The organism is Allobosea sp. UC22_33 (assembly GCF_042700715.1).
In the GTDB taxonomy this organism is placed as follows: domain Bacteria; phylum Pseudomonadota; class Alphaproteobacteria; order Rhizobiales; family Beijerinckiaceae; genus Allobosea.
In genome coordinates this window covers 5,405,417-5,428,306 of record NZ_CP170556.1, presented here as the reverse complement: position 1 = coordinate 5,428,306, position 22,890 = coordinate 5,405,417, and the positions used below count along the sequence as shown (strand labels likewise).

Genomic DNA, 22,890 nt, shown 5'->3' with positions numbered 1-22,890 from the left:
CGGCAATGTAAGCATCCAGGTCCGGTTCGGACAGGGGCGGAAACGCGGGCGTGCCATCACCGACGCGTGACGATGCCGATAACCTCGTCCGGGCGCCGCCCCAGCCAGAGCAACGCGAAGCCAAGCAGGAGCGCAGCAGCGGCCGCCGGAGCGCGCATCAGGCTCAGCAGCAGCGGGTCCCAGAGCCAGGGATGGAGATTGCGCTCGATCGCCGGCTGGATCAGTTGATAACGCTCCTGGATGACGGCGATCAGCACCTCACTGACCGGGGTGAAGCGCAGTCCCGCATTCGCGATGGACCGCGCGCCATCGATCACGAGCGCAACGAACCCCGCGGCGACGGACAGGTAACCGATCAACCGAAGAAGAAACCGCACCGCCTGCTCCCGCCGCAATCCACCGGCTGCGCGGCGAACCTCCCGTCCGGCGCAGCCGCTCCGGCGACCAGATGTGGCCTCGCCAGCCGCAGATCGCAACCGATTGCTGGTGATTTAGCGGGATTGTGCAAAACACTGCATCTCGGCCCTTGAAAGATGGCGGGCTGGCAGTCATAAGCAGCGCGCCGGACAGGTGGCCGAGTGGTTGAAGGCGCACGCCTGGAAAGTGTGTATACGGGAAACCGTATCGCGGGTTCGAATCCCGCCCTGTCCGCCATACTGATTTCCCCACGACATCGCTGATGCCGCCGAACCCATTGTTCCGGCGGCCTTTTCGTTGCGCCTGGGGCGGCGTTGACGGCCTCCGGCTCCTCATATTCGCCGGATCGAGGCTCTGTCCGCCGATCACGCGCCAGGGCCTGCCCCCCGGATCTGCCCTCCAGCCATGTCGGGGAGCCTGCCCGTCGAGGGGCCTCTGGAATGCTCGTCGAGCAGTGCCCTGTGACGGGCCGCCTGCCCGGCATAATGGGCCGGGTTGCCGCGCAGGAAGGCGAGCTCCGCGGGCTTGATCGCGCGCATTTTGCGCGCGGGGCAGCCGGCCCATAGCGCCCCCGACGCAACCACCTTGCCCGGCGCCACGACGGCGCCGGCGGCGACGATCGCGCCCGGCTCGATGACGGCACCGTCCAGCACGATTGCGCCGATCCCGATCATCGCGCCATCGCCGATCCGACAGCCGTGCAGCACGGCACGGTGCCCGACGGTGACATCCGACCCGATGATGGCCGGCCCCTGCCCGCAGGTGGTGTGGATCACCGCGCCGTCCTGGATGTTGCTGCGGTCGCCGATCCGGATCTCCTCCTCGTCGCCGCGCAGAACCGCGCCGTACCAGATCGAGCTTTCGACGCCGATCGAGACGCGGCCGATCACCACCGCGCCGGGCGCAACGAAGCTCGAACCATGAAGCTTCGGTGCGATGCCATCGAGCGGCGCGATCAGCCCGTATCGCCCTGCGGCGTTCATGCGCGCCGCCTCAGCCCGAGAATCTCGCGGGTTTCGGCCGGCGTGGCGATCGCATAGCCCATGTTCTCGAGGATGCTGCGCGCCTTCTCCACCAGCTGTCCGTTGGTCGCGAACACGCCGCGCGACAGATAGAGATTGTCCTCCAGGCCGACACGGACATTGCCGCCCATCAAGGCGGCCTGCGCCACGATGGGCATCTGGTCACGCCCAATGCCGAAGGCGGCCCAGACCGCTCCCGGCGGCAGAAGGCCGCGCTGATAGAGGATCGTTTCGGGATTGCTCGGCGCGCCCCATTTGACGCCGGTGACCATCTGGAACAGCGGCGCGCCTTCGATCAGGCCTTCCGCGATCAGTTGCTTGCCGAATTCGATATCGCCGGCCGAGAACACCTCCAGCTCCGGCTTGATCCCGAGCGCGGCGAAGCGCTTCGCCATCACCCGCAAGGTCCGCGTGGTGTTGAGATAGACGAACTCGGTCTGGCCCTCGATCTGGTTGCCCGTGGTGATGTCGAGCGAGGCGAGCTCCGGCAGGTTGTCCTGCAGATGCAGCATCCGGTCCGCCGCCGATGCGACGTCGCTTTCGGGCAGCGCCCGGCCTTCGTTCTCCGGATCGGGCAGAAAGACCGCGCCCATGCCGCAGGACAGGTTGAGGACGATATCCGTCCCCGTCGAACGGATGCGGTCGACCACCTCCTTGAACAGGGCCGGGTCGCGGCTGCCCTCGCCGGTCTGCGGATTGCGCACATGGATATGGGTGATGCTGGCGCCGGCGGCCGCAGCCTCGAGAGCGGCTGCGGCGATCTCAGCGGGCGTCACCGGCATGGCCGGATGCTTCCGGTTGAACGGCGCGCCGCCGGTGACGGCGCAGGTCAGGATGATCTTGCGGGAGGTATCCATCTTGGCTCTCTGTCTGGGCAGGCCGCGCTCGACACCTCTTCGAGGCCGATAGCGGACGAAAAGCGAAGGAATCCGGGTTCAGGCGGGCGACCACCGCGTGCGCTTCTCGGCCGCCCTGAGGCTGGCGACGAGGTCCATCAACCGCCGGTCGCGCCAGCGCTGGCGTTCGCCGATCCTGTCGCGGTCGAGCCGGGCCGTGCGATCGGCCTCGATCACGTCGAGGGCACGACCCGTCCAGAGCGGCTCGGCATCTTCCACGCCGATGATGCGGCGATAGAGCCCGCCATAGCGCTCGACATAGTCGCGGATGCCGGCCGGCGCGTTGAGCTCCATGGTCTCGAACGGGCCCATGAAGGACCAGCGCAGGCCCAGCCCCTTGGCGATTGCCAGATCGATCTCGCCGGGGCCGGCGACGCCCTCGTCGACGATGCGCAGCGCCTCGTGGATGAGCGCACCCTGCAGGCGGTTGACCACGAACCCGTCCGCCTCGCGCTTCAGCACGATCGGCGACTGGCCGGCCGCGACCATCAGCCTTTCCGTCCGCGCGACGACGGCCGGGTCGGTCCAGGGCGCCGGCACGAGCTGCACCAGCGGGACGAGGTAGGGCGGGTTGATCGGATGTGCGACGAGGCAGCGTTCGCGGTGGCGCACGCCGCGGGTGAACAGCGACGGCACGAAGGCCGAGGTCGAGCTGGCCAGCACGGTCTCGGGACCGGTCAATTCGCCCATGCGCTCGAAGATGGCGGATTTGTCGGGAATCGTCTCCGGCGCGCATTCCTGGACATGCACCACGCCCGCCAGGGCATCCGCGAGATCGACGCGCGGCCGGATATGGGCCAGGACCTCTTTCGGAGAGCGGCCCGCAAGCAAGTCGAATTCGGCCATGTCGTCGAGCGCGGCCGCGACGACCTCAAGGGCGGCGGCCAGAATCTCGTCGTTGCGGTCGTTGAGATGCACGGGGTGGCCGGCCCGCGCGAAGCAGATCGCCCAGGCGACGCCGATGAGCCCCGCCCCCACCACGGCGACGGGAGGATGATCGGTTGAGGTGCTGGCCATGTCAGCGGCCCTTTCGCGATTCGATGCCGCACCAGTCGGCGACGAAGAGCGCAACGGTTTTCGTGACCCGGCGCAGGCTTTCCAGATCGACGCATTCGTCGATGCCGTGCAGGTTTTCCGAGATCGGCCCGTAGACCAGCGAGGGGATGCCGGCATTCAGGCCGAGCACGCGGGCATCCGAGCCGAAGGCGATGACGGTCTCGCGCAGCGGCCGGCCGAAGGCCTGCTGATGGGCGCTCTCCAGGGCCGGCCTGACGGTCTCGATCCCTCGTGCCAGGAAGCCGGGAAAGCGGTTGCCGCGGAAGCTGATCTGCGGGGGATTGGCCTTGAGGAACGGATCGGAAGCCGTCGCGGTCTCGACGGCTTCCGTCAGCGCCGCCATCACCTCGGCGGGGTCCTGATCGGGATAGGCCGCGAGCCGGCCTGAGAAGGTGCAGAAGCCCGGCGCGCTCGACGGCCAGTTGCCGCCTTCGATCTGGCCGATATTGAGCCGGATCGGATGCGGATGGTCGGCATAGGCCGGATGACGGTTCTCCGGTGCATTGCAGCGGTCTTCGACCTTCCGCAGCGCTTCCATCACGGTGAAAGCCTTTTCGATGACGTTCGGCGTCCGGCCCTGGAAGCCGGAGGCGTGCGCCGGCGTGCCGCGCAGACGGACATGGAACCAGACGATGCCGATCTGCGTGGTGATCAGATCCTCCGCAGTCGGCTCCAGCACGAGGGCGGCATCGGCGGTGTAGCCTCTGGCGACGCAGGCGAGCGTGCCGTTGCCCGAGGATTCCTCGTCGACCACCGACTGGACATGGATGCGCCCGAGCGGATCGAAACCGGCCTTGCGGATGGCCTCGACTCCAAACAGACCGGCGAGCAGGCCGGCCTTCATGTCGCCGCTGCCACGGCCATAGAGCTTGCCGTTCGCGATGCGGGGTTCGAAGGGCGGCGTGGTCCAGTCCTCGGGATCGCCGGTCGGGACGACGTCGACATGGCCGTTGAGGATCAGCGACCGGCCACGATCGCTGCCGGCGTTCAGGGTGCCGACGACGTTGAAGGTCTGGTCGTAGTCGAGCACGGCCGGACCGTAACCGGGCATGTCTTCCAGATCGGAAGCGGCGAAGGTCCATCTGTCCACGTCGTAGCCCCGCGCGCCGAGCTCGGCGGCCATGACCTCCTGCGCCGGCGCCTCGCGGCAGCAGAAGGAGGGCGCGGCGACGAGGCGCTGCGCGACCTTGACCTGCTCGTCGAAACCCGCGTCGACCGCAGCGAGAATGGCCGTCCGTATGTCCGCGTTCATGACCGGTTGTCCTGCTCTTGAAGGATGGGATTGGGGGCGCGGCGCCATTGCCGGACACGGTCCGCCAGCGAAGCCAGGCCATTGGGAAAATAGAGCACCGACAGCACGATCAGGCCGCCATAGACGAGCATCCGGTACTGCCCGAGGTCGCGCATCAGCTCGACCGAGATGACCAGAAGAGCAGCGCCGAGGATCGGCCCGGTGACCGTGCCGATGCCGCCGACGAGGGCCATCGCGATCACCAGCACCATGATGTCGACGCCGAGCACGGAGGAAGGCGTCAGCACGATGATGTAATGGGCGTAGAACGCACCGATCAGGCCGACGATGAAGGCGCTGATGAAGAACAGGGCGATCTTGTAGGCGGCGATGTTGACGCCGAGGCTCTCGGCGGCGTCCTGACCGTCGCGCATCGCGATCACGCGCATGCCATGGGCCGAGTTGCGGGCGGCGAGGATACCCGCGGTCACGACGGCGAAGACCAGCCAGGCCAAGTAGAAATAGCCGAGCTTGTAGGCCGGCGTGAACCTGACGAGGCCGATGCCCGGCAGGTTGAGCGGATCGAAGCCGGGGATGCCGATCAGGCCGAGCTCGCCACGGGTGATGCCGCGCAGGTTGGAGACGATGATCCGGACGATCTCGGCGAAGGCCAGCGTAATGATCGCGATATGCGGCACCGACCTGATCCTGAGCACCGGCAGGGCGATCAGCACGCCGGCGACGCTGGTCAGGAGCGCCGCGATCCAGATCGTGATCCAGGGGCTGAGCCCGGCATGCATGGAGAGCAGCGCCGAGCCATAGGCGCCCATGCCGAAGAAGACGTGGTGGCCGAAGGTCTTCATGCCGCCGAAGCCGGTCACGAGATTCCAGGCCTGCGCGAAGACCGCGTAGATCAGCGCCAGGATCATGATGTGCAGCGCATAGCCGTTGCGGAAGATCAGCGGCAGCAGGGCGATCGCCAGCATCGCGATCAGGAAGACGGGCCAGTTCGGGACACGCATCGGGCCGCTCCTAACTCTTGCCCAGCAGGCCGGAAGGCCGCAGCCAGATGACCAGGATCACGGTCGCGAAGGCGATCACGTCGCGCCATTCCGACGAGGTCAGCGTGATGCCGATGGCCTCGACGATGCCCAGCACGAACCCGGCTAGGATCGCGCCGGGAAAGCTGCCGATGCCGCCCATGATCACCACGACGAAGCCTTTGAGCAGATGCGGCACGCCGATCCACGGATTGACCGCGAAGATCGGAGCGAGCACCACCGCGGCGATCGCGGCCAGCCCGCAGCCGATGGCGAAGGTCAGCATGCGGATGCGCTGGACCGGCACGCCGACCACGGCCGCCGCATCGGGCTGCTGGGCCGTCGCCCGGATCGCCCAGCCGGTGCGGGAGTATTTCAGGAAGAGCGTCATCGCGACGATGACGCTGACGCAGGTCAGGAAGACCAGCACGCGCTGCAACGGCATGGTGATGCCGGCAAAACCGATGCTGCCGTCGAGATAATACGGCACGGTCTGGTATTTCTCGCCCCAGAGCAGGAAGGCGATGTTCTGCAGCAGAACGGAGATGCCGAGCGTCACCGCGATGGTCGAGAACTCCCAGCCCTCGCGGTTCATCAGCGGCTGGATCGCGGCGCGGTAGACCAGCGCCGAGAAGGCCGTGACCAGGACGACCGCAAAGACGGCGGCGACCACGAGCGGCAGGCCGAGTTGCGTCGAGAAGACGAAGAGCCCGAAGGCGGCGAGCATGAAGAACTCGCCCTGCGCGAAATTGAGGATACGCTGCGTGCCGTAGATCAGCGCGACGCCGGCGCCGATCAGGGCATACATCGAACCGGAGACGAGCCCGTTCAGGATCTGGGTGACGAACAGCTCAGGCGACATGGCCATCTCCCGCCTGACCCGCCGTCTCCACTCCCAGATAGACCTGCCGGATCGTCTCGTTCTCGAGCATGCCCAGCCCCGAGCCCTCGATGACGATGCGGCCGCTTTCGAGCAGGTAGCCTCGATCGGACAGCGAGAAGGACAAATGCGCGTTCTGCTCGTTGAAGATCACCGCGATCCCGCGATCCTTCACGGCGCGCATCACATCGGCGATCTGGTCGACGATCTTGGGCGACAGGCCGAGGAAGGGCTCGTCCATCATCAGGTAGCGCGGCGCACCCATCAGGCCGCGCGCGATCGCCACCATCTGCTGCTGGCCGCCGGAGAGCTGGCCGGCCGCCGCATTCGCCTTCTGGTCGATCAGCGGGAAAAGCTGCCGGACCCAGGCGAGGTTCTCGTCGAACTGGGCCGCCGCCACGGGATGGAAGGCGCCCATGCGCACGTTCTCGATCACGGTCATCGCCGGGAAGAGGCAGCGCCGCTCCATGATCAGGCCGACGCGGCGGGCGAGCATCTCGTGGGTGGGCACGCCGAGCAGCGTCTCGCCGTCGAGCGTCACCGCGCCGGAGCTCGCCTTCACCAGGCCGATGATCGCCTTGAGGATCGTGCTCTTGCCCGAGCCGTTCGGCCCCATGATCGCGGCGATCTCGCCGGCTGCGACCTGCAGCGAGACGTTCCAGAGGATCTGCGTGCTGCCGTAATGGACGTTGAGATTCTCGACCTTAAGCATGCTTGCGCCCCAGATAGAGCGACTGCACGGTGGGATGACCGACGACCTCCGCCGGGGCGCCGGTCACGACCGTCCTGCCATTGTCGAGAAACATCAGCCGGTCCGCGAGCTGCGAGATCACGCGCATGTTGTGCTCGATGATGACGATCGTCATGCCCTCGCGCTTCAGCCTCACGACGAGATCGATGAGGCCTGGGATCGCGCTCTGGTCGACGCCGCCGGTGACCTCGTCCATCAGGAGCAGCTTCGGCTCGGTGGCGAGCGCCCGGGCAAGCTCCAGACGCTTGCGCTGTCCGGTGCTCAACTGCTTGCCCAGCGTCGTGCGCTTGGCCTCCAGCCCGACGAAGCCGATATATTGCTGGGCGCGCTCGCGCGCCGTGGCGATCCGGTTGCAGCGCGCGAGCGTGCCGACCATCACGTTCTCCTCGACGGTCAGCTCGGCGAAGGGCTGCGTGATCTGGAAGGTGCGGGCGAGGCCGAGTTCGGCGCGGCGATGCGGCTTGCTGCGGCTGATGTCCCGCCCGAGGAATTCGATGCGGCCGGCCGTCGGCTGGTAGAGCCCGGCGAGGGTGTTGAACAAGGTCGTCTTGCCGGCACCGTTGGGGCCGAGCAGGCCGAGAATTTCACCCGCGGACACCTCGAAGCTCGCGTCGCTGACGGCGACCAATCCACCGAATCTCTTCGTCAGGTTGGCGACGCGCAGGATGGTCGTCATCTCGGGAGCTCCCAGATTGCGCGAGGGGGCGGTGCCGTGCGGATGACCGCGCGGCCCATCGGCGAGATCGCGATCCCGGTGACTTATTGAGGCTGGTAGGCCGCGGTGGCGGCGGTGGCCGGCCAGATCGCGCGGTGTTCGCCGTTCTGGATCTGGCTGGCGGGAAGCGCGAGATACTCGGCGCCCATCATCGGCGAATGGGTCTTGGGATCGAACACCCAGCGGCCGAGCATGCATTTGTAATCGGTCGCCGCCATCGCCGCATTGAGCTTGTCGAAATCGAGCGTCTTGGCCCGCTTCATGGCGTCGATCATGACGTTGCCGATGCAGTAGCCCAGCGCATGATCCTGGCTGATCCTGACGTTGAGCTCCGTCTTCAGCCGCTCGGCGAAGTCCCGGTGCGACGGGTTGTTGGCGGGGTCGTAGATCAGCGGCACCGAGAGGAGCCCGTTCTTCTCGGGGCCGGACCCGGCCATGAATTCGGTATAATTGCCGTAGGGCACGGCGACATGCAGGGCTTTCAGCCCGCGCTCCTTCATCTGCTTGACCAGCGCGATGCCTGAATTGGCAGCCGTGAACACGGAGACGACGACATCGGGCTTGCTGGCGGTCAGTTTCGCGAGCTGCGGGTAGAAATCGGAATTGCCGACGGGGACGACCTCGGTGCCGCCGGCCTTCCAGCCGGCCGCCGCCAGCAGCTTCTGGATGTCGTCCTGGTTCGAGGCGCCGTAATCGGTGTCCTCGACGATGAAGGCGACCGTCTTGCCGCCGAGATTGACTTTGCCGTCCTTTTCGAGCGAGGCGAGCAGGCCCGCGACCGTCGCGGCATAGGCATCCGAATTCCAGCCGGGCTTCCAGACATTGGCGTATTTCTTGGGCTCGGCAGCGATCTTGCGCGCGATCTGGATCGAGACGTTCTGCCCGCTCAGGAAGAGCTTGTCGGGGAAGCTCGGCGCCAGCTCCATCACCGCCAGAGCCACTGAAGACGCGACGAGGCTATGGAAGAGCGCATCGACATTGTCGCGCGTCAGCAGCTTCTGGGCGGCAGCGAGCCCGAGTTCCGGCTTGCCCTGGCTGTCCTCGAAGAGGAACGAAATATCGCGCTTCTTCCCGTCGATCTCCACGCCACCGGCGGCATTGGCTTCCTTAGCAACGATCTCGAAGGCCTGCTTCATCGAAACGCCAAGATTTGCGGCAGGCCCGGATAACGGCGCGATGGCGCCAATACGAACGAGATCTTGCTGGGCGATGGCCACCCCTGACATTGACAAGGCAAAACCTGTGGCCAGCGCCACATTGCGCAGACTGAACATCGTGGTCCCCTCGTGATTGCGTTCTTTGCGACGGCTTTTCTTGGTCCGCGACTATAGGGGCGCTCGACGCGTTGTCAATCGATCATCGATCATATATGAAAATTGGAAAGAAGGTTGGAGCCAGATGCCGTTGAAGAAGCCGATCGTGGCCGTGAGCCTGCGCGAGCAGGTCTATAACCAGCTCTGCGAAGCGATCATGCGGGGCGAATACGCCCCCGGCGACGTGCTGAAGATCAGCGCGATCGCCGAGGCCAGCCAGACCAGCCTGGTGCCGGTGCGCGAAGCCATGCAGAACCTCGCGGCGGAAGGCGCGATCGAGATGCTGCACAACCGCTCGGCCCGGATTCCGCTGACGAGCCGCGAAGATTATCGGCAGCTCACCGCCATCCGCATGAATCTCGAAGGCATGGCCGCCGAAGAGGCCGCCGCCAACCTGACCGATGCCGATATCGACGATCTCGTCCGCACGAATGCCGGGATGGCCGAGGCCGTCATGACCCGCGACACCGAGAAGATCCTGCCCTGGAACCGGGAATTCCATTTCACGATCTATGACCGGGCTCGGTCGCCGATCCTGTCGCGGCTGATCAAGACGCTCTGGCTGCGCGCGGGGCCGATCCTCAATGCCAGCCTGACCGGATCGGTGGACGGCATGTCGCTGCACCACACCGGCCTCGCCGAGCACGAGGCGATCATCGAAGCCGCCCGCAACCGCGACGCCGCGGCGCTGAAGGCGAAGATCATGGAAGACATCTTCTGCGCGAGCACGTGGTACGTGAAGTACTACGACTTCGAACGCATCTGAGGCTCGCCGGACATCGATGTCTGCGCTCTGGCGGCGGCACCAGCGGACCGCCACGCAAGGCACCTGTTCGTCCGTGAACGCTTCTCAAGCCGGGAGCTTGCTCCTACGGTCGCCGCAGGACACGCGAACCCGGCTCAGGAAGGCTTCCATGGCGCGCCATCACTTCGTTCCGACCCATTATTCGAACGTGCTCGCCACCCTGCCGCCGGTGCTGGAGATCGCCAGCGGCGACAGCGTCGTCACCACCACGCTCGATGCGGCCGGCTTCGGCGGCGACAGCGCGCAGCATGCCCCGCGCGGCAACCCGATGACCGGCCCGTTCTTCGTCACCGGGGCAGAGCCCGGCGACGCGCTGCTGGTGACGATCGAGCGGATGACGCCGAACCGGAAGACCGGCTGGACCTATTCGCCGCTGGCGCCGGGCGTGCTCGACCCCGGCATGCTGCACGAACTGCCGAAGCGCGAGCGCTACGAATGGGCGATTGACGCGGAAGCCGGCACGGTGAAGCTGCTGGAGCCCTCCGCCCGCATCAAGGACTGGAGCTTTCAGCTGGCGCCGATGCTCGGCTGCTTCGGCGTAGCACCGGAACGCGGCCAGGCGATCTCGACCGCGACCAGCGGCGCCAATGGCGGCAACATGGACTACCGGCTGTTCGGGCCGGGCGCGACGATCGCCTTCCCGGTCTTCGTCGACGGCGCGCTGCTCTTCCTCGGCGACGGCCATGCCTGCCAGGGCGATGGCGAGATCGCCGGCACCGGCGTCGAGACCTCGTTCGAGGTCGAATTCTCGGTGAAGCTCGTCAAGAAACAGAACCTGCGCTGGCCGCGCTGCGAGACCGAGACCGACCTGCTGGTGATCGCGAGCGGGCGCCCGCTCGACCAGCCCCTGCAATTCGCCACGACGGAATTGCTGCGCTGGGTCGGCGATGCCCTCGGCGTCGATCCCATCGAGGCGAGCCACCTGCTCGGGCAGGCCGTGCGCTACGACATCGCCAATGTCTTCAACCCCGCCTATTGCGTCGCCGCCCGGCTGGAGAAGACCGAACTGACGCGCGCGATGTCGTTCCGCAGTCGCTGAGCGCCTTTCATCGTCCTTCGAAACGCCGACCAAGAAGACCAACCATGTCCACGGATAAAGCCGCCCTGAAGAGCGAACTGCTTCAGGCGATCGATGCGCGTCGCGACGAGATCGTCGCGCTGCTGCAACGCTTCCTGCGCATCAAGAGCGTCAACCCGCCGGGCGACACGCGCGAGGCCGCTGCCTTCGTGCGCGAATTGCTCGATGCCGCCGGCGTGCCGCATCGCACGGAGGCTTTCGTGCCGGAGATGCCGAACATCATCAGCCGCTGGGAGGCCGGGAAGCCCGGCCGCCATCTCATGCTCAACGGCCATATGGATATCTTCCCCGTCACCAACGAGAAGCTCTGGGATGCGGATATCGTCGACGGCAAGATCATGGGTCGCGGCGCCTCCGACATGAAGACCGGGACGCTCGCCTCGATCCTGGCCTTCTGCCAGCTCTATCCCCATCGCGAGAAGCTCAACGGGGCGCTGTCGCTGACCGTGGTCTCGGACGAGCAATCCGGCGGGCGCTACGGCACCAAGTTCCTGTTCGATACGTTCGGCGACGAGATGGAGGCCGATTGCTGCCTCAACGGCGAGCCGAGCGGCCTCGCCAATCTGCGCTTCACCGAGAAGGGCACCTTGCGCTTCTCGCTCTCGGCCAGGAGCATCGGCGGCCATGGCGGCTACGCCCATCGCGCACGCAACCCGATCGCGGATGTGAGCCGGCTCGTGACCGCGATCTATGACCGCTACCATCTCAAGCTCGCCGCACTGCCGCCGGAGATCGACGCGGTGCTGACCTCGCCGGAGACGATCGCGGCGGCCGACCTCAATCTCGGCAAGGGCGCCGGCGATGTCGCAAGGCGGATCACCGTCAATGTCGGCATCCTGCAGGGCGGGCAGAAGGCGACGCAGATCCCGACGCATTGCATCGCCCATCTCGACATGCGCATCCCGATCGGCTCCGACCGCGACGCGATCCGCGCCGATCTCGAGGCGCTCGCCCGCGAGGCCGATTGCGAGATGGTGGTCAACGAGGACCACAGCTATCCCGCGAGCCTGACCGATCCGTTCAGCGAGATGGCCAATATCCTGCGCGGCAATATCCGCGAGCTGCTCGGCCATGACGCGCCGCCGGTGTCGAGCCTGGGCGGCACCGATACGCGCTACTGGCGCTGGCGCGGCGTGCCCGCCCTGATCTGCGGGCCATCGCCGATCAGCATGGGCACCGACGAGGAGCACGTCACCATCGACGAGGCGATCGCGGTGATGAAGCTGCATGTCGCCTGCGCGGTCGATTATCTCGGCTCGACCGGGAAGTAAGGCTCAGGCCTCGGGGACCGGCGCCGCTTCGGCAAGCAGTCCTTGCGCCTTGAGATCGGACCAGAGCGCGGCCGGCACCGGTCGCGCTACGAGGTCGAGATTGCGGGCGACCTCCTGCGGCGTGACGGCGCCGAGCACAATCGTGGCAACGGCCGGATGGGCGGCGCAGAAGGCGAGCGCCGCCTGCGGCAGGGCGACGCCATGGCTGGTGCAGACCGCCGCGATGCGGGCGACGCGGGCCAGCACCTCGGGCGGCGCCGGCTTGTAGTTGTAGAAGGCGCCGGGCTTTGCCCCGGTGGCGAGGATGCCGGAGTTGAAGACGCCAGCCAGCATCACCGCGATCTTCTTCTCCAGTGCCAGCGGCAGGAATTCCGGCAAGGCGCCCTGCTCCAGCAGCGAGTAGCGGCCGGCCAGCATCATCACGTCGAAATCGCCGGCGCGGGCAAACCGCACGCACATCTCGGCTTCGTTGACGCCGACGCCGATCGCCTTGACCGCGCCGGACGAACGCAGCGTCTCAAGGGCTCGATAGGCGCCATCCATGGCCTCGGTGAAGCGTTGCTCCATCCGGTCGCCATCGGTCCGACATCGACATCGTGGATCAGCAGGATGTCGATATGGTCGGTGCCGAGCCGGAGCAGCGATTGCTCGAAGGAGCGCATCGCGCCGTCATAGGAATAATCGACCACCGCCGGATGCGGCAGGCCGCCGGCATAGCCGGAGCCGTCGCCTTTCGGCGCGCCGGCCTGCATCCAGCGCCCGACCTTGGTCGAGAGGATGACGCTCTCGCGCGGCACGCTGCGGAGCGCGGCGCCGATGCGATGCTCGGAGAGGCCATGGCCGTAGAGCGGCGAGGTATCGAGGAGGTTGATGCCGGCCGCGAGCGCGGCGCGGACCGTGTCCTGCGCCGTGACCTCGTCGAGATGCCCATAGAGATCGCCGAGCGGCGCGCCGCCGAAGCCGATCAGGCTGGGGCTGAGACCCGCGAAGGGGCGGCCCGGCGGAACGGGAAAGGACGGAGCGGCCGCGTTCGCCATGGAAGACCCGGTTCAGACAAGGGCCGGCAGAGTTGCGGATCGGCGGCGGGCACGCAAGCCTGCCTCCGCTCATCCCCGCGACAATCCGCGGGTCTCGCCGTCAGCGCGCCAGCCAGCCGCCGTCGACCGGCAGGACGACGCCGTGGATGTACGCGGCAGCGTCCGAGGCGAGGAACACGGCGGCCCCGCCGAGCTCATGCGGGTTGCCCCAATGCCCGGCCGGGATGCGCGCCAGGATCGCCTCGTTGCGGGCGGGGTCGGCGCGCAGCGCTTCCGTGTTGTTGGTGACGAAATAGCCCGGCGCGATCGCGTTGACGTTGATGCCCTTCCCCGCCCATTCGCAGGCGAGCAGGCGCGTGAGGCCCGCAAGCCCGCTCTTCGAGGCCGTGTAGGAGGGGATGCGGATGCCGCCCTGAAATGCGAGCAGCGAGGCGATGTTGATGACCTTGCCGCCCTTGCCGTCGGCGAGCATGCGTTTCGCGACCCCTTGCGTCAGAAAGAAGGTCGACTTCAGGTTGACGTCCATCACCGCGTCCCAATCGGCCTCAGTGAAGTCGATCGCGTCGGCGCGGCGGATGATGCCGGCATTGTTGACGAGAATGTCGAGGCGCGAGCCATCGGCCTTGGCGGCGGCATCCGCCTGCTCGACGATGCCGGCGATCGGCTCCAACGTCCCGAGGTCGGCAGCGATCTCATGGAAGGGGCGGCCGGTCTCGGCGACCAGCGCCTTGGTCTCGGCCATGCTGGAACGGCCGACGGCGACGATGCCCGCGCCGGCTTCAGCGAGCGCGACCGCGATCGCCTGGCCCAAGCCCGTATTGGCGCCGGTGACGATGGCCGTGCGGCCGGTGAGGTCGAAGGGCGAGGCCATCAGCGCAAGTCCCCGGTCGCGACCATGTCCATGTCGGTATAGTCGACATTGTCGCCGCCCATCCCCCAGATGAAGGAATAGGCCTTCGTCCCAACGCCGGAATGGATCGACCAGCCCGGCGAGAGGATCGCCTGCTCGTTGGCGACGACGAGATGGCGGGTCTCCTGCGGCTCGCCCATCAAGTGGAAGACGCGGGCGTCTTCGGGCACGTCGAAATAGAGATAGATCTCGCAGCGCCGGTCGTGGGTATGCGAGGGCATGGTGTTCCAGATGCTGCCCTCGTCCAGCGTGGTCACGCCCATGACGAGCTGGCAGGTCTCGCAGACGCCCGGGATGATGTACTGGCGGATCGTCCGCTTGTTGGCAGTGGCCTGCTCGCCGAGATGCAGCGTCTTGGCATCGGCCTCGCGGATCACCCTGGTCGGATGCACCGCATGGGCCGGGGTCGAGAGCAGGTAGAACTTGGCGGGGTTGCCGGCATCGTCGCTGGCGAAGGAAACCTCCCCCGCTTCCTTGCCGATATAGAGCGCATCGCGCTTGGCGAGCGGATAGTCCTTGCCGTCGACCGAGACCTTGCCCGACCCGCCAACATTGACGACACCGAGCTCACGCCGCCTGAGAAAGGCGTCGGTGCCGACTGCCTTCGGCGTCGGCAGCACGACCGGCTTCGTGGTCGGCATGGCACCGCCGACGATGACGCGGTCGAGATGGCTATAGGTCAGCCTGACCTCGCCGGCGACGAACAGCGTCTCGATCAGGAAATGGTAGCGCAGCTCGGCGGTATCGAAGCGCTTCACGGCCTCGGGATGCGAAACCTGGCGGATGTCGATGGTCATGTCGTCTCCAATCGTGCGACCGGCGAGGCAGCGCGCCGTGGCCGCTCCGAACCGTCGCCCATGTCGAAATAGGGGCTGTTGAGGGCGGCGACCGCGTCGAGGTCGTCGAAGAGCTTGCCGAGATGCTCGCCCATGGCGTGGGCGGCGGCTTCCGCATCGCCGCGCCGGATCGCCTCGACCACCGCGCCATGCTCGCGCAGCACGCGCTCCATGCGGCCCTGCTGCGGCAGGGTGAGCCGGCGGAAGCGGTCCATCTGCAATTTCACCTGTTGGGTGAAGCGCCAGATCCCGGGATAGCCGGCGAGTTCGGCGATGCCGGCATGGAAGGCATCGTCGGATTGATGGAACAGCTCGCGCTCGCCGCGATCGGCACGCGCGGCCAGCTCATCCATGATGCGGGCGAGGCCATCGGCCCGGCCGGCGCCATGCCGGGCCGCGAGCCTTGCGCAGGTCTCCTCCAGCGAACGGCGGATCACCAGTGCCTCGGGCAAGGCCCGAAACGGGATCAGCGAAGCGAAGGTGCCCGATTGCGGGAAGATCGAGACCAGCCCCTCGTCGGCGAGCTTGAGCAAGGCCTCGCGCACCGGCGTACGGCTGACCGCGTGGGCCTCGGCGATTTCCTTCTCGACGATCGGGCTGCCGGGCGGGATGGCGAGCGAGACGATCTCGGCACGCAGCGCGTCGCGGATCACCGCCGCGGCCGTGCGCCGTCCCGATGAGCCCGAACCCGCAGCCACGATGCCGCCAGCCGCCACTGAGCGCCCTCCCGAGATTTCGTTTCGCAATTCATATATTAGTATATTAGTTTCAATCAAGTCGATTTCGGACCTGTCGGCAAACGCATCAGGGCCGCTGCGGCGGCAGCGGCCCTGATGCGCATTGATACGAAACAGCTCACGTCCCTCCGGAACCACCGGGTCATCCCGGGCTTGACCCGGGATCCATGCCGGAACGCTTCCGATCAAGGTTCAGGCATGGATCCCGGCTCTTCGCTTCGGCCGGGATGACGCCACCGGTTGGCGCGCCCGCAATCAGGCCCCGACATTCGCGAGCACGTCGGCGCGCAGGAAGCGCTCGATGAACAGCATGAACAGCACCGAGGGCACGAGCAGGATCAGCGCCGTGATCGAGGCGACCTGATAGTTGCCGCCCATCGCCGCGTTGTAGAGCAGCAGCGGCAAAGTGGTGACCTGCGGCACGCCGACGAAGAAGGTGCCGGTGAATTCGTCGAGCGATTCCAGGAAGACGAAGATGCCGCTGGCGATGATGCCGGGTGCGGCCAGGGGCAGCGTCACCGTGAAGAAGGCCTTGAGCGGCGACGCCCCGATATTGCGGGCGGCGAGCTCGAGATCCTTGTCGACGGCGGCGAAGGCGGCGGCCGCGATCCAGACCGAATAGACCAGGCCATGCGCGGCATGGACGAGCACGACGGCGAAGACCGTGCCGTTGATGCCGATATTGTAGAAGACGCGGGCGACGTTGATGTAGATCGCGACGGACGGGAAAGCCTGCGGCAGCAGGAAGAGCACCATGAAGAAGGCGCGCGCCGGCAGCTTCAATCGCGCCAGCGCGTAGCCGGCGGGTATCGAGAGCGCGAGCGCGACGAGCACGGTCAGCACCGCGATCCAGACCGAGGTCGCGAGCGAGGCCATGGCGTCGCCGGTCGGGCGGAAGACCTGCTCCCAGTAGCGCGTGCCGTAGACGACCGGCAGCTTGTAGGGCGTGTACCAGCGCTCGGCGACCGACCAGAGCGCCAGATTGACCAGCGGGCCGATCAGGAAGAAGGCGAAGGCCGCGAGCGCGAAGGCCGCAAGGACCATGCGCAGGCCGGAGGCGACGCGGATCATGGCGTGCCCTCCTTCGCCATGCCGCGCTTGAGATAGATGATCGCCGCGCCGGCCGAGATCAGATAGGTGATGACGCCGAGCGCATTGGCGGTGGCGTAGTCGCCATAGGCATTGATGCGGAAGGCCATGTCGACGGTCAGCATGGTCGGCTGCGAGCCTGCGACCATCATCGGCACCGAGAGCACCGAGAGCATCGTCACGAAGGAGAGGACGAGCGCGACGAGGAGCTGCGGCATCACCTGTGGCAGAGCCAATTCGACGAGGACGCGCATCCGCGATGCCCCGAGATTGCGGCCGGCTTCCAGCGTGGCGCGGTCGAGCGCGGCGAGCGCGCCGGCCAACAGCAGCGCGACGAAGGGCGTCTGCTTCCAGACGAAGGTCGCGATGATGCCGCGCCAGTCGAGGAAGCTCACCGCCTGTAACGGCTCCATCAAGCCCATCGAGACGAAGGTATTGTTCATCAAGCCGTTCTTGGCGAGGAAGGTGCGCATGCACTGCGCCGCGACGATGAAGGGGATGAAGAGCGGCCAGCGATAGAGCGCCTTCAGCGTGCCGACGATCCAGCGGTTCTCACCGAGGGTCAGCGTGCCGGCGATGACGATGGCGGCGAGGCCAGTCAGCAGGCAGGAGGCGAGCACGATGACGACGGTGAAGACGACATCGCCGGAATAGAGTTCCCAGGCCTTGCCGAAGGCCTGCAGCGAGAAGCCGCCCTCAGGCCCGGTGAAGGCCGAGATCAGCGAGAAGCAGAGCGGATAAAGGAACAGCGCCGCGACGAGCGCGAGGCCGGGCGCGATCAGCAGCAGGGCGAGATTGCGTTGGGACAGGGACATTCTCTGGTTCCGGCAAACCAATCCGCGGCAGCGGAAAAAGCCGTCATGGTCGGGCTTGACCCGACCATCTCGGAAACCAGAGCGAACTGGTCATGAGATCCTCGGGTCAAACCCGAGGATGACGGAGGATGAAGCCGGGTTGACGCGGTGTTCCCCACGCCATCCCGTCAGGCGAAGCTTAGTTCGCGACCTTCTTCTCGTAGCCCTCGAGAATGTCGTTGAAATAGGGCGCGATCGGGAAGGGCTTGCCGTTGGCGGCGAGCTCGGCCGGGGTGACGTCGGTGAAGAGCTTGTCCCAGGCGGCCTTGTCGAGCTTGCCTTCGAGGTTCTTGGCGTCGATGCCCGGATACCAGTTGAACTTCTTGACGATGCCGTCGGCCTGCACCTGCGGCGAGGTCGCAAGCGCGATGAACTGCTCCGCCAGCTTCTTATGCGCCGACTTCTCCGGCACGGCGTAATACATCGGCTGGCCGGGCATGCCGGGCGAGACGAGCTTCAGCTTCATGTTCGGCGGCAGCTTGCCGTCGGCCTGCCAGGAATAGAACATGTCGACCCAGACCGGGCCGATCGCGATCTCGCCGCGGTTCAGCATGTCGAGCGTGCCGGCATTGCCGGGGGTGATCACGGCGTTCTTGTTGAACTCCTTGAGCTCGGCAAAGGCCTTGTCCCAGCTCGTCTTGGTGGCCGCGTCATAGGGGCCCTTCATCAGCTTGTCGGCGTCGCCGCCGAAGGCATAGACCCAGCCGGCGACGAAGGAGACGCCGGACATGCCGCCCTTGATGCCGTTATAGCCGAACTGCTTGGGGTTCTTCTTGGCCCAGTCGGCGAGCTCGGCGAAGGTCGCCGGCGGCGTCTTGACCATGTCGGCATTGTAGGCGAGCGCGGTCTGCGACTGGAACATCGGGATGACGAAGCCGCCGACATCGGTGCCGAGCGAGTTCCTGGCGGAGTCGCCGGTGGCGAGCTTCGCGGTCTCGACATTGGCCGTGTACTTGTTGAGCAGGCCTTCCTTGACCATCTGGCCGGCGGCCTTCTGGTGGATGACCACGACGTCGAAATCGGTGGTCGCGGCGCCCTTCTGGGCGTCGAGCTTCTCGTAGATCTTCTGCGAGCCGGAATCGCCCGGACCGGTGCCGACCGAGACGACCTTCACGCCCGGATGGGCCTTCTCGAACATCGGGCCGAGATAGTCCTTGACGTAGTCGACCATGTTCTGGTCGCCGGCGGAGGCGACGTTGAGGGTCTGCGCGGATAGCGGCGAAGCCACGATCAGCGCAGCAAGCGAGCAGGCAAGCGTGATAATGCGCATGTGTCTGACTCCCTGTCAGGCGGCAATCCCGGCCTCGGTCGCCGGGAAGATGTGAAGGCGCTGCAGCGGAATGCGCAGCCCGACCTTCGTTCCGAGTTCGTGACGGGCGACATCGTCGACCGTGATCTGGCGGCCGGCGGCTTCGACCTTGTAGCGGTAGATGCCACCGGGATAGGCACGCGCGGCGATCGTGCCGGGAACGACGAGATCGCCGCCGGCCGCCACCGCGTCATGCGCATCGAGGCTCGCGACATCGTCGCGGAAATAGGCGAGCGCCTCGCCGTTCGGCAAAGCGGCCGCGGCTTCGCCGGCAAGCGTCGCGTGGGCATCGCCGGCTGCGACCGAAGACTGGCCTTCGCCCCGCCGGACGCTGAGCGGCAGGACGTTCTCCGCGCCCATGAAATTCGCGACGAAGGCGCTGGCCGGGCGGTCATAGACCTCTTCGGGCGTGCCGACCTGGGCGATATGGCCGGCCTGCATGATGACCAGCCGGTCGGCCATGGTCATGGCCTCCTCGCGGTCATGCGTGACATGGACGGCGGTGAGGCCGAGCCGCTGCTGGATGGCGCGGATCTCATGGCGCATCACCATGCGGATCTTGGCGTCGAGATTGGAGAGCGGCTCGTCGAGCAGAAGAATGCCGGGATCGATGGCGAGCGCACGGCCGAGCGCGACGCGCTGCCGCTGGCCGCCGGAGAGCGCCGTGACCTTGCGATCCTCATAGCCGGAGAGGCCGAGGAAGCTCAGCATCTCGCCGACCTTGGCCGCGATCTCGGCCCTGGACTTGCCACGCAGCTTGAGGCCGTAGCCGATATTCTGGAGCACGGTCATATGCGGCCAGAGCGCATAGGACTGGAAGACCATGGCCATGCCGCGCTTTTCCGGCGGCAAGCCCGCGACATCGCGACCGCCGACGACGATCGAACCATCCTCGACCGGGACGAAGCCGGAGAGCGAACGCAGCAGGGTGGTCTTGCCGCAGCCGGACGAGCCGAGAAGCGCGGTAAAGCTGCCGGGCGTGAAGTCCAGGTCGATGCCATGAAGCACGCGCGTGCCGCCATAGGCGACCTTGAGACCGCGCACGCCGATGGCTGCGCCGCTACCCGCTCTGGCTTGCGTTTCCGGCTGCAAGGCGCCTACTCCCCCGGTTCTGCTCTTATCGCCTGACAATGGAATATTTCTTCCACAATCGGCTCAGTTGAAATAAACGTTACGCACGGGGCGCAGTCTATGCAAGAGCTTTGTGAAGGGCGGATGACAGTGCGGATTCATTCTCTCTGGCTGATGCCGGCGCCTGCGGACGAGGCGATGCTGGCCGGGATCGTCGGTGACCTGTCGAGCCGTTTCGGCACGCCACTCTTCGCCCCGCATCTGACATTGCAAGGCGATACCGAGACGCCCCCCGAACGGCTTGAACAGGCGATCACGGCCGCTGCCGGCGCGGTCGAGACCTTCGCGGAACCCGTCTCCGTCGTCGAAGGAAGCGATGCCTATTTCCGCTCGTTCTATGCCCGCTTCGCCGTCTCGCCGGCCTTGGCGACGCTCAAGCAGGGGCTCGATCCGGAGAGCTTCGCCAGCTTCATGCCGCATGTCTCGCTGCTCTACGGGCCGGTCGAGGTCGCTGCGAAGGCTGCGGCCATCGCCGAGATCGATGCCCGCCTCGCCGGCCGTCCTATCCGCTTCGACCGGATCGGTATCGTGACCTCCGGCCAGGACGTTCCGATCGCCGACTGGCGGGTCGTCGCGAGCGTCGCGCTGCGTTCGGCCTGAGCTTTCCCGCTATTCTCCGGTCAGCTCGCGATTGCGGCGGCTGACCTCCTCGCTATAGCGCTTGATCGCATGCGCCTCGCTGAGGATGCCGACGAGGCGACGGCTGTCGCGGTCGGCGACCACGGGCAGCGCCTCGCTCTCGGCCGCCTCGAAGAGCTTCAGCGTGTCGCGCACCGACATGTCGGCGAGCAGCATCCGGTCCGGGTTGCGCAGGAGATGGCGCACGGTGCGCGGCGCGGGCTCCGCCGCCGCCTCCTCGTCCAGCGCCGGATCGGGCTCGTAGAGCGCGCCGGGGGGCACCATGCCGGCATAGGCGTCCCCGGGGCCGACCGCGACGAGGTAATTGGTCGAGCCCGGCGGGTATTTCAGCCGGGCTTCGGCGATGGTCGCGTCGGCCGCGATCTTCGGCACCTCGATGCGCATCATGCTGCCGGCCGTGAGATCACGCATCCAGCCGACATCATGGGCGCCGCGGATACTCTCGCCGCGCAGATGGAAGCGCCAGGTCGCGAAGGAGAAGCCGAAGAGGCGGCGCGTGACGAGCGAGGCGGCGCCGGCCGCGCCGACCACAGCGAGCGTCAATTTGAGGTCCCCGGTCATCTCAAGCGCAAGCAACGTCATCGTCATCGGCCCGCCGACGATCGAGACCGCGAGCGAGCTCATGCCGACCAGCGCGAATAGCGTCTCGTGTCCGGCGAGATTGGGGAAGGCGAGGCCGAGCAGGCCGATGAAGAGACGCCCGGTCAGCACGCCGAGCAGCAGCGAGGCAAAAAACAGGCCGCCGCGGAAGCCGGAGCCGATCGAGACCGAGGAGGCCAATGCCTTGGCGACGAGCACCAGCGCGAAGAGCAGCAGGTTGGCATCCATGCTGACATAGAGGTTGATCGCGCCATGACCGGCCGAGAAGACGGAAGGGTTCCAGACCGCCAGCGCGCCGACGACGAGACCGCCGAAGGCGGGCCGGAGCCAGGTCGGGATCCGCGAGCGCCGGAACCCCGCCTCGACGAAGGCGGCCGTACGCATCACGACGATACCGGCAAGCCCGCAAGCGGCGCCGAGCAGGACGACGAGCGGGAGATTCGCCATGGTGATCGTGCCGATCGGCGGCACCTCGACGGCGAGCAGCGCCGGTGCGAGCACGCTATGCGTCACTGTCGCCATGAAGGTCGCCGCCATCACCGGCGCGAAAGCGGCGATCGAATAGCTGCCGAGGATCAGTTCGAAGGCATAGAAGGCGCCGGTCAGGGGCGCGTCGAAGGCCGCGCCGATGGCGCCGCCTGCGGCGCAGCCGACCATCAGGCGCATATCCGCCCGGCGCAGGCGCAAGCGGCGGCCGATATGCGAGGCGAGCCCGCTCGCGGCCTGCGTATAGCCGGCTTCCAACCCGACAGAGGCGCCCGCACCGCTGGAGCCCATGGTCTGCAGCGCGACGAAGACGCTGTCGCGCAAGGACATGCGCCCGCCATGCAAGGCATTGGCCTCGATCGGATCGATCGGCTGCTTGCGGCGGCGGAAGAACAGCCAGGAGGCGAAGCCGATGGCGAGGCCGCCGAGAACTGGCCCGGCCATCGCTCGCCAGGCGGGAATCGTGGTGGTGATCGAGAGCCGCTGACCCTGCGCGAGGCCGAAGATCAGCTCATGCAGGAGCTGCGTGGTGAAGGACATCGCCAGCACGGTGAGCCCGGCAAGCACGCCGACCACGCAGGCGAGCACCACGATGCCGATCTCGCTGGAGCGGACGAGCGCGCGCCAGCCCTGCGATGCATCGCTGGTCCCGGCTAGCGCTTCGGTGGCTTTCACGGTGATCAAGGCAAGGCCCGTCAGGCTCGTTCGTCACGTCCGTCCGCGGTCGCATATCGGAGCGGCCGGAACAAGACGACCCGGCCATGGCGGCCCCGCCCCTGCCGCAGGA

At 66.8% G+C, this 22,890-nt stretch carries 24 protein-coding genes and 1 tRNA gene; 5 read left to right on the top strand and 20 right to left on the bottom strand.

Features of this window, described 5'->3' with window-relative positions:
- Positions 1-56: 56 nt before the first annotated feature.
- Complete coding sequence (locus ACFJGT_RS26245; protein WP_377844493.1) at positions 57-395, bottom strand: hypothetical protein; 339 nt, start codon at positions 393-395, stop codon at positions 57-59.
- 169 nt (positions 396-564) lie between these two features.
- Between ACFJGT_RS26245 and ACFJGT_RS26240 the strand changes: the two genes are divergently transcribed.
- Positions 565-654: transfer RNA gene (locus ACFJGT_RS26240), tRNA-Ser, on the top strand.
- A gap of 128 nt (positions 655-782) precedes the next feature.
- Here ACFJGT_RS26240 and ACFJGT_RS26235 read toward each other — a convergent pair.
- The 9 genes from ACFJGT_RS26235 to ACFJGT_RS26195 all read right to left on the bottom strand — a co-directional run bounded on the left by ACFJGT_RS26235 (position 783) and on the right by ACFJGT_RS26195 (position 9,234).
- On the bottom strand, positions 783-1,400 hold the full coding sequence (locus ACFJGT_RS26235; RefSeq protein WP_377844491.1) for a gamma carbonic anhydrase family protein: 618 nt from the start codon (positions 1,398-1,400) through the stop codon (positions 783-785).
- A complete protein-coding gene (locus ACFJGT_RS26230) occupies positions 1,397-2,296 on the bottom strand; it encodes a 3-keto-5-aminohexanoate cleavage protein (RefSeq protein WP_377844489.1) in 900 nt (299 codons plus the stop codon). Before ACFJGT_RS26230 ends, ACFJGT_RS26235 begins: the two co-directional genes overlap by 4 nt.
- A 78-nt stretch (positions 2,297-2,374) precedes the next feature.
- Positions 2,375-3,352 (bottom strand): 3-hydroxyacyl-CoA dehydrogenase, encoded by a 978-nt coding sequence (locus ACFJGT_RS26225; protein WP_377844487.1) that lies wholly within the window; start codon positions 3,350-3,352, stop codon positions 2,375-2,377.
- A gap of 1 nt (position 3,353) precedes the next feature.
- Positions 3,354-4,643, bottom strand: coding sequence for an ArgE/DapE family deacylase (locus ACFJGT_RS26220; RefSeq protein WP_377844485.1), 1,290 nt, complete (start codon positions 4,641-4,643; stop codon positions 3,354-3,356).
- Complete coding sequence (locus tag ACFJGT_RS26215; protein WP_377844483.1) at positions 4,640-5,644, bottom strand: branched-chain amino acid ABC transporter permease; 1,005 nt, start codon at positions 5,642-5,644, stop codon at positions 4,640-4,642. Before ACFJGT_RS26215 ends, ACFJGT_RS26220 begins: the two co-directional genes overlap by 4 nt.
- A gap of 10 nt (positions 5,645-5,654) precedes the next feature.
- Positions 5,655-6,524, bottom strand: a complete 870-nt coding sequence (locus tag ACFJGT_RS26210) for a branched-chain amino acid ABC transporter permease (protein ID WP_377844480.1) — start codon at positions 6,522-6,524, stop codon at positions 5,655-5,657.
- Positions 6,514-7,254, bottom strand: a complete 741-nt coding sequence (locus ACFJGT_RS26205) for an ABC transporter ATP-binding protein (protein ID WP_377844478.1) — start codon at positions 7,252-7,254, stop codon at positions 6,514-6,516. The genes ACFJGT_RS26210 and ACFJGT_RS26205 overlap by 11 nt, the downstream gene beginning before the upstream one ends.
- A complete protein-coding gene (locus ACFJGT_RS26200; protein WP_377844476.1) occupies positions 7,247-7,969 on the bottom strand; it encodes an ABC transporter ATP-binding protein in 723 nt (240 codons plus the stop codon). The genes ACFJGT_RS26205 and ACFJGT_RS26200 overlap by 8 nt, the downstream gene beginning before the upstream one ends.
- 83 nt (positions 7,970-8,052) lie before the next feature.
- Positions 8,053-9,234 carry an ABC transporter substrate-binding protein gene (locus ACFJGT_RS26195; RefSeq protein WP_377844474.1) on the bottom strand — a complete coding sequence of 394 codons (1,182 nt, stop codon included), beginning with the start codon at positions 9,232-9,234 and terminating at the stop codon, positions 8,053-8,055.
- 172 nt (positions 9,235-9,406) lie between these two features.
- Between ACFJGT_RS26195 and ACFJGT_RS26190 the strand changes: the two genes are divergently transcribed.
- From ACFJGT_RS26190 to ACFJGT_RS26180, 3 genes are all read left to right on the top strand, one after another.
- Positions 9,407-10,087: a GntR family transcriptional regulator gene (locus tag ACFJGT_RS26190; protein ID WP_377844471.1), complete on the top strand. Its 681-nt coding sequence runs from the start codon at positions 9,407-9,409 to the stop codon at positions 10,085-10,087.
- A 148-nt stretch (positions 10,088-10,235) separates the two neighbouring features.
- Positions 10,236-11,165, top strand: a complete 930-nt coding sequence (locus tag ACFJGT_RS26185) for an acetamidase/formamidase family protein (protein ID WP_377844468.1) — start codon at positions 10,236-10,238, stop codon at positions 11,163-11,165.
- Between the two features lie 44 nt (positions 11,166-11,209).
- A complete protein-coding gene (locus ACFJGT_RS26180) occupies positions 11,210-12,475 on the top strand; it encodes a M20/M25/M40 family metallo-hydrolase (protein ID WP_377844466.1) in 1,266 nt (421 codons plus the stop codon).
- A gap of 3 nt (positions 12,476-12,478) precedes the next feature.
- On the opposite strand, the gene ACFJGT_RS26175 is transcribed toward ACFJGT_RS26180, so the two are convergent.
- The 9 genes from ACFJGT_RS26175 to ACFJGT_RS26135 all read right to left on the bottom strand — a co-directional run bounded on the left by ACFJGT_RS26175 (position 12,479) and on the right by ACFJGT_RS26135 (position 20,291).
- Positions 12,479-12,961, bottom strand: a complete 483-nt coding sequence (locus tag ACFJGT_RS26175; protein ID WP_377849080.1) for an aldo/keto reductase — start codon at positions 12,959-12,961, stop codon at positions 12,479-12,481.
- Entirely contained in the window at positions 12,895-13,512 is a 618-nt protein-coding gene (locus tag ACFJGT_RS26170) for an aldo/keto reductase (protein WP_377844464.1), read from the bottom strand. Before ACFJGT_RS26170 ends, ACFJGT_RS26175 begins: the two co-directional genes overlap by 67 nt.
- Before the next feature lie 100 nt (positions 13,513-13,612).
- On the bottom strand, positions 13,613-14,383 hold the full coding sequence (kduD, locus tag ACFJGT_RS26165; protein WP_377844461.1) for a 2-dehydro-3-deoxy-D-gluconate 5-dehydrogenase KduD: 771 nt from the start codon (positions 14,381-14,383) through the stop codon (positions 13,613-13,615).
- Positions 14,383-15,219 carry a 5-dehydro-4-deoxy-D-glucuronate isomerase gene (gene kduI / locus ACFJGT_RS26160; protein WP_377844459.1) on the bottom strand — a complete coding sequence of 279 codons (837 nt, stop codon included), beginning with the start codon at positions 15,217-15,219 and terminating at the stop codon, positions 14,383-14,385. The genes kduD and kduI overlap by 1 nt, the downstream gene beginning before the upstream one ends.
- Positions 15,216-16,133 carry a GntR family transcriptional regulator gene (locus tag ACFJGT_RS26155; RefSeq protein ID WP_377844456.1) on the bottom strand — a complete coding sequence of 306 codons (918 nt, stop codon included), beginning with the start codon at positions 16,131-16,133 and terminating at the stop codon, positions 15,216-15,218. The genes kduI and ACFJGT_RS26155 overlap by 4 nt, the downstream gene beginning before the upstream one ends.
- A gap of 117 nt (positions 16,134-16,250) precedes the next feature.
- Positions 16,251-17,066 carry an ABC transporter permease gene (locus ACFJGT_RS26150; RefSeq protein WP_377844454.1) on the bottom strand — a complete coding sequence of 272 codons (816 nt, stop codon included), beginning with the start codon at positions 17,064-17,066 and terminating at the stop codon, positions 16,251-16,253.
- On the bottom strand, positions 17,063-17,893 hold the full coding sequence (locus tag ACFJGT_RS26145; RefSeq protein ID WP_377849079.1) for an ABC transporter permease: 831 nt from the start codon (positions 17,891-17,893) through the stop codon (positions 17,063-17,065). The genes ACFJGT_RS26150 and ACFJGT_RS26145 overlap by 4 nt, the downstream gene beginning before the upstream one ends.
- 184 nt (positions 17,894-18,077) lie before the next feature.
- Positions 18,078-19,208 (bottom strand): extracellular solute-binding protein, encoded by a 1,131-nt coding sequence (locus tag ACFJGT_RS26140; RefSeq protein WP_377844449.1) that lies wholly within the window; start codon positions 19,206-19,208, stop codon positions 18,078-18,080.
- A 15-nt stretch (positions 19,209-19,223) separates the two neighbouring features.
- Positions 19,224-20,291, bottom strand: a complete 1,068-nt coding sequence (locus ACFJGT_RS26135) for an ABC transporter ATP-binding protein (protein ID WP_377844446.1) — start codon at positions 20,289-20,291, stop codon at positions 19,224-19,226.
- Positions 20,292-20,462: 171 nt separating this feature from the next.
- Here ACFJGT_RS26135 and ACFJGT_RS26130 point away from each other — a divergent pair, with 171 nt between their 5' ends.
- Complete coding sequence (locus ACFJGT_RS26130; protein ID WP_377844444.1) at positions 20,463-20,978, top strand: haloacid dehalogenase; 516 nt, start codon at positions 20,463-20,465, stop codon at positions 20,976-20,978.
- Between the two features lie 9 nt (positions 20,979-20,987).
- On the opposite strand, the gene ACFJGT_RS26125 is transcribed toward ACFJGT_RS26130, so the two are convergent.
- Positions 20,988-22,778, bottom strand: coding sequence for a chloride channel protein (locus tag ACFJGT_RS26125; protein WP_377849078.1), 1,791 nt, complete (start codon positions 22,776-22,778; stop codon positions 20,988-20,990).
- Between the last annotated feature and the right edge of the window lie 112 nt (positions 22,779-22,890).

Coding starts and splice junctions, on each gene's coding strand:
- ACFJGT_RS26150 (WP_377844454.1), bottom strand. CDS start 17,066: ATGATCCGCGTCGCCTCCGGCCTGCGCATGGTCCTTGCGGCCTTCGCG.
- ACFJGT_RS26185 (WP_377844468.1), top strand. CDS start 10,236: ATGGCGCGCCATCACTTCGTTCCGACCCATTATTCGAACGTGCTCGCC.
- ACFJGT_RS26230 (WP_377844489.1), bottom strand. CDS start 2,296: ATGGATACCTCCCGCAAGATCATCCTGACCTGCGCCGTCACCGGCGGC.
- ACFJGT_RS26195 (WP_377844474.1), bottom strand. CDS start 9,234: ATGTCAGGGGTGGCCATCGCCCAGCAAGATCTCGTTCGTATTGGCGCC.
- ACFJGT_RS26180 (WP_377844466.1), top strand. CDS start 11,210: ATGTCCACGGATAAAGCCGCCCTGAAGAGCGAACTGCTTCAGGCGATC.
- kduD (WP_377844461.1), bottom strand. CDS start 14,383: ATGGCCTCGCCCTTCGACCTCACCGGCCGCACGGCCATCGTCACCGGC.
- ACFJGT_RS26140 (WP_377844449.1), bottom strand. CDS start 19,208: ATGCGCATTATCACGCTTGCCTGCTCGCTTGCTGCGCTGATCGTGGCT.
- ACFJGT_RS26170 (WP_377844464.1), bottom strand. CDS start 13,512: ATGGCGAACGCGGCCGCTCCGTCCTTTCCCGTTCCGCCGGGCCGCCCC.
- ACFJGT_RS26215 (WP_377844483.1), bottom strand. CDS start 5,644: ATGCGTGTCCCGAACTGGCCCGTCTTCCTGATCGCGATGCTGGCGATC.
- ACFJGT_RS26130 (WP_377844444.1), top strand. CDS start 20,463: ATGACAGTGCGGATTCATTCTCTCTGGCTGATGCCGGCGCCTGCGGAC.
- ACFJGT_RS26190 (WP_377844471.1), top strand. CDS start 9,407: ATGCCGTTGAAGAAGCCGATCGTGGCCGTGAGCCTGCGCGAGCAGGTC.
- ACFJGT_RS26220 (WP_377844485.1), bottom strand. CDS start 4,643: ATGAACGCGGACATACGGACGGCCATTCTCGCTGCGGTCGACGCGGGT.
- ACFJGT_RS26235 (WP_377844491.1), bottom strand. CDS start 1,400: ATGAACGCCGCAGGGCGATACGGGCTGATCGCGCCGCTCGATGGCATC.
- ACFJGT_RS26205 (WP_377844478.1), bottom strand. CDS start 7,254: ATGCTTAAGGTCGAGAATCTCAACGTCCATTACGGCAGCACGCAGATC.
- ACFJGT_RS26200 (WP_377844476.1), bottom strand. CDS start 7,969: ATGACGACCATCCTGCGCGTCGCCAACCTGACGAAGAGATTCGGTGGA.
- ACFJGT_RS26210 (WP_377844480.1), bottom strand. CDS start 6,524: ATGTCGCCTGAGCTGTTCGTCACCCAGATCCTGAACGGGCTCGTCTCC.
- kduI (WP_377844459.1), bottom strand. CDS start 15,219: ATGACCATCGACATCCGCCAGGTTTCGCATCCCGAGGCCGTGAAGCGC.
- ACFJGT_RS26225 (WP_377844487.1), bottom strand. CDS start 3,352: ATGGCCAGCACCTCAACCGATCATCCTCCCGTCGCCGTGGTGGGGGCG.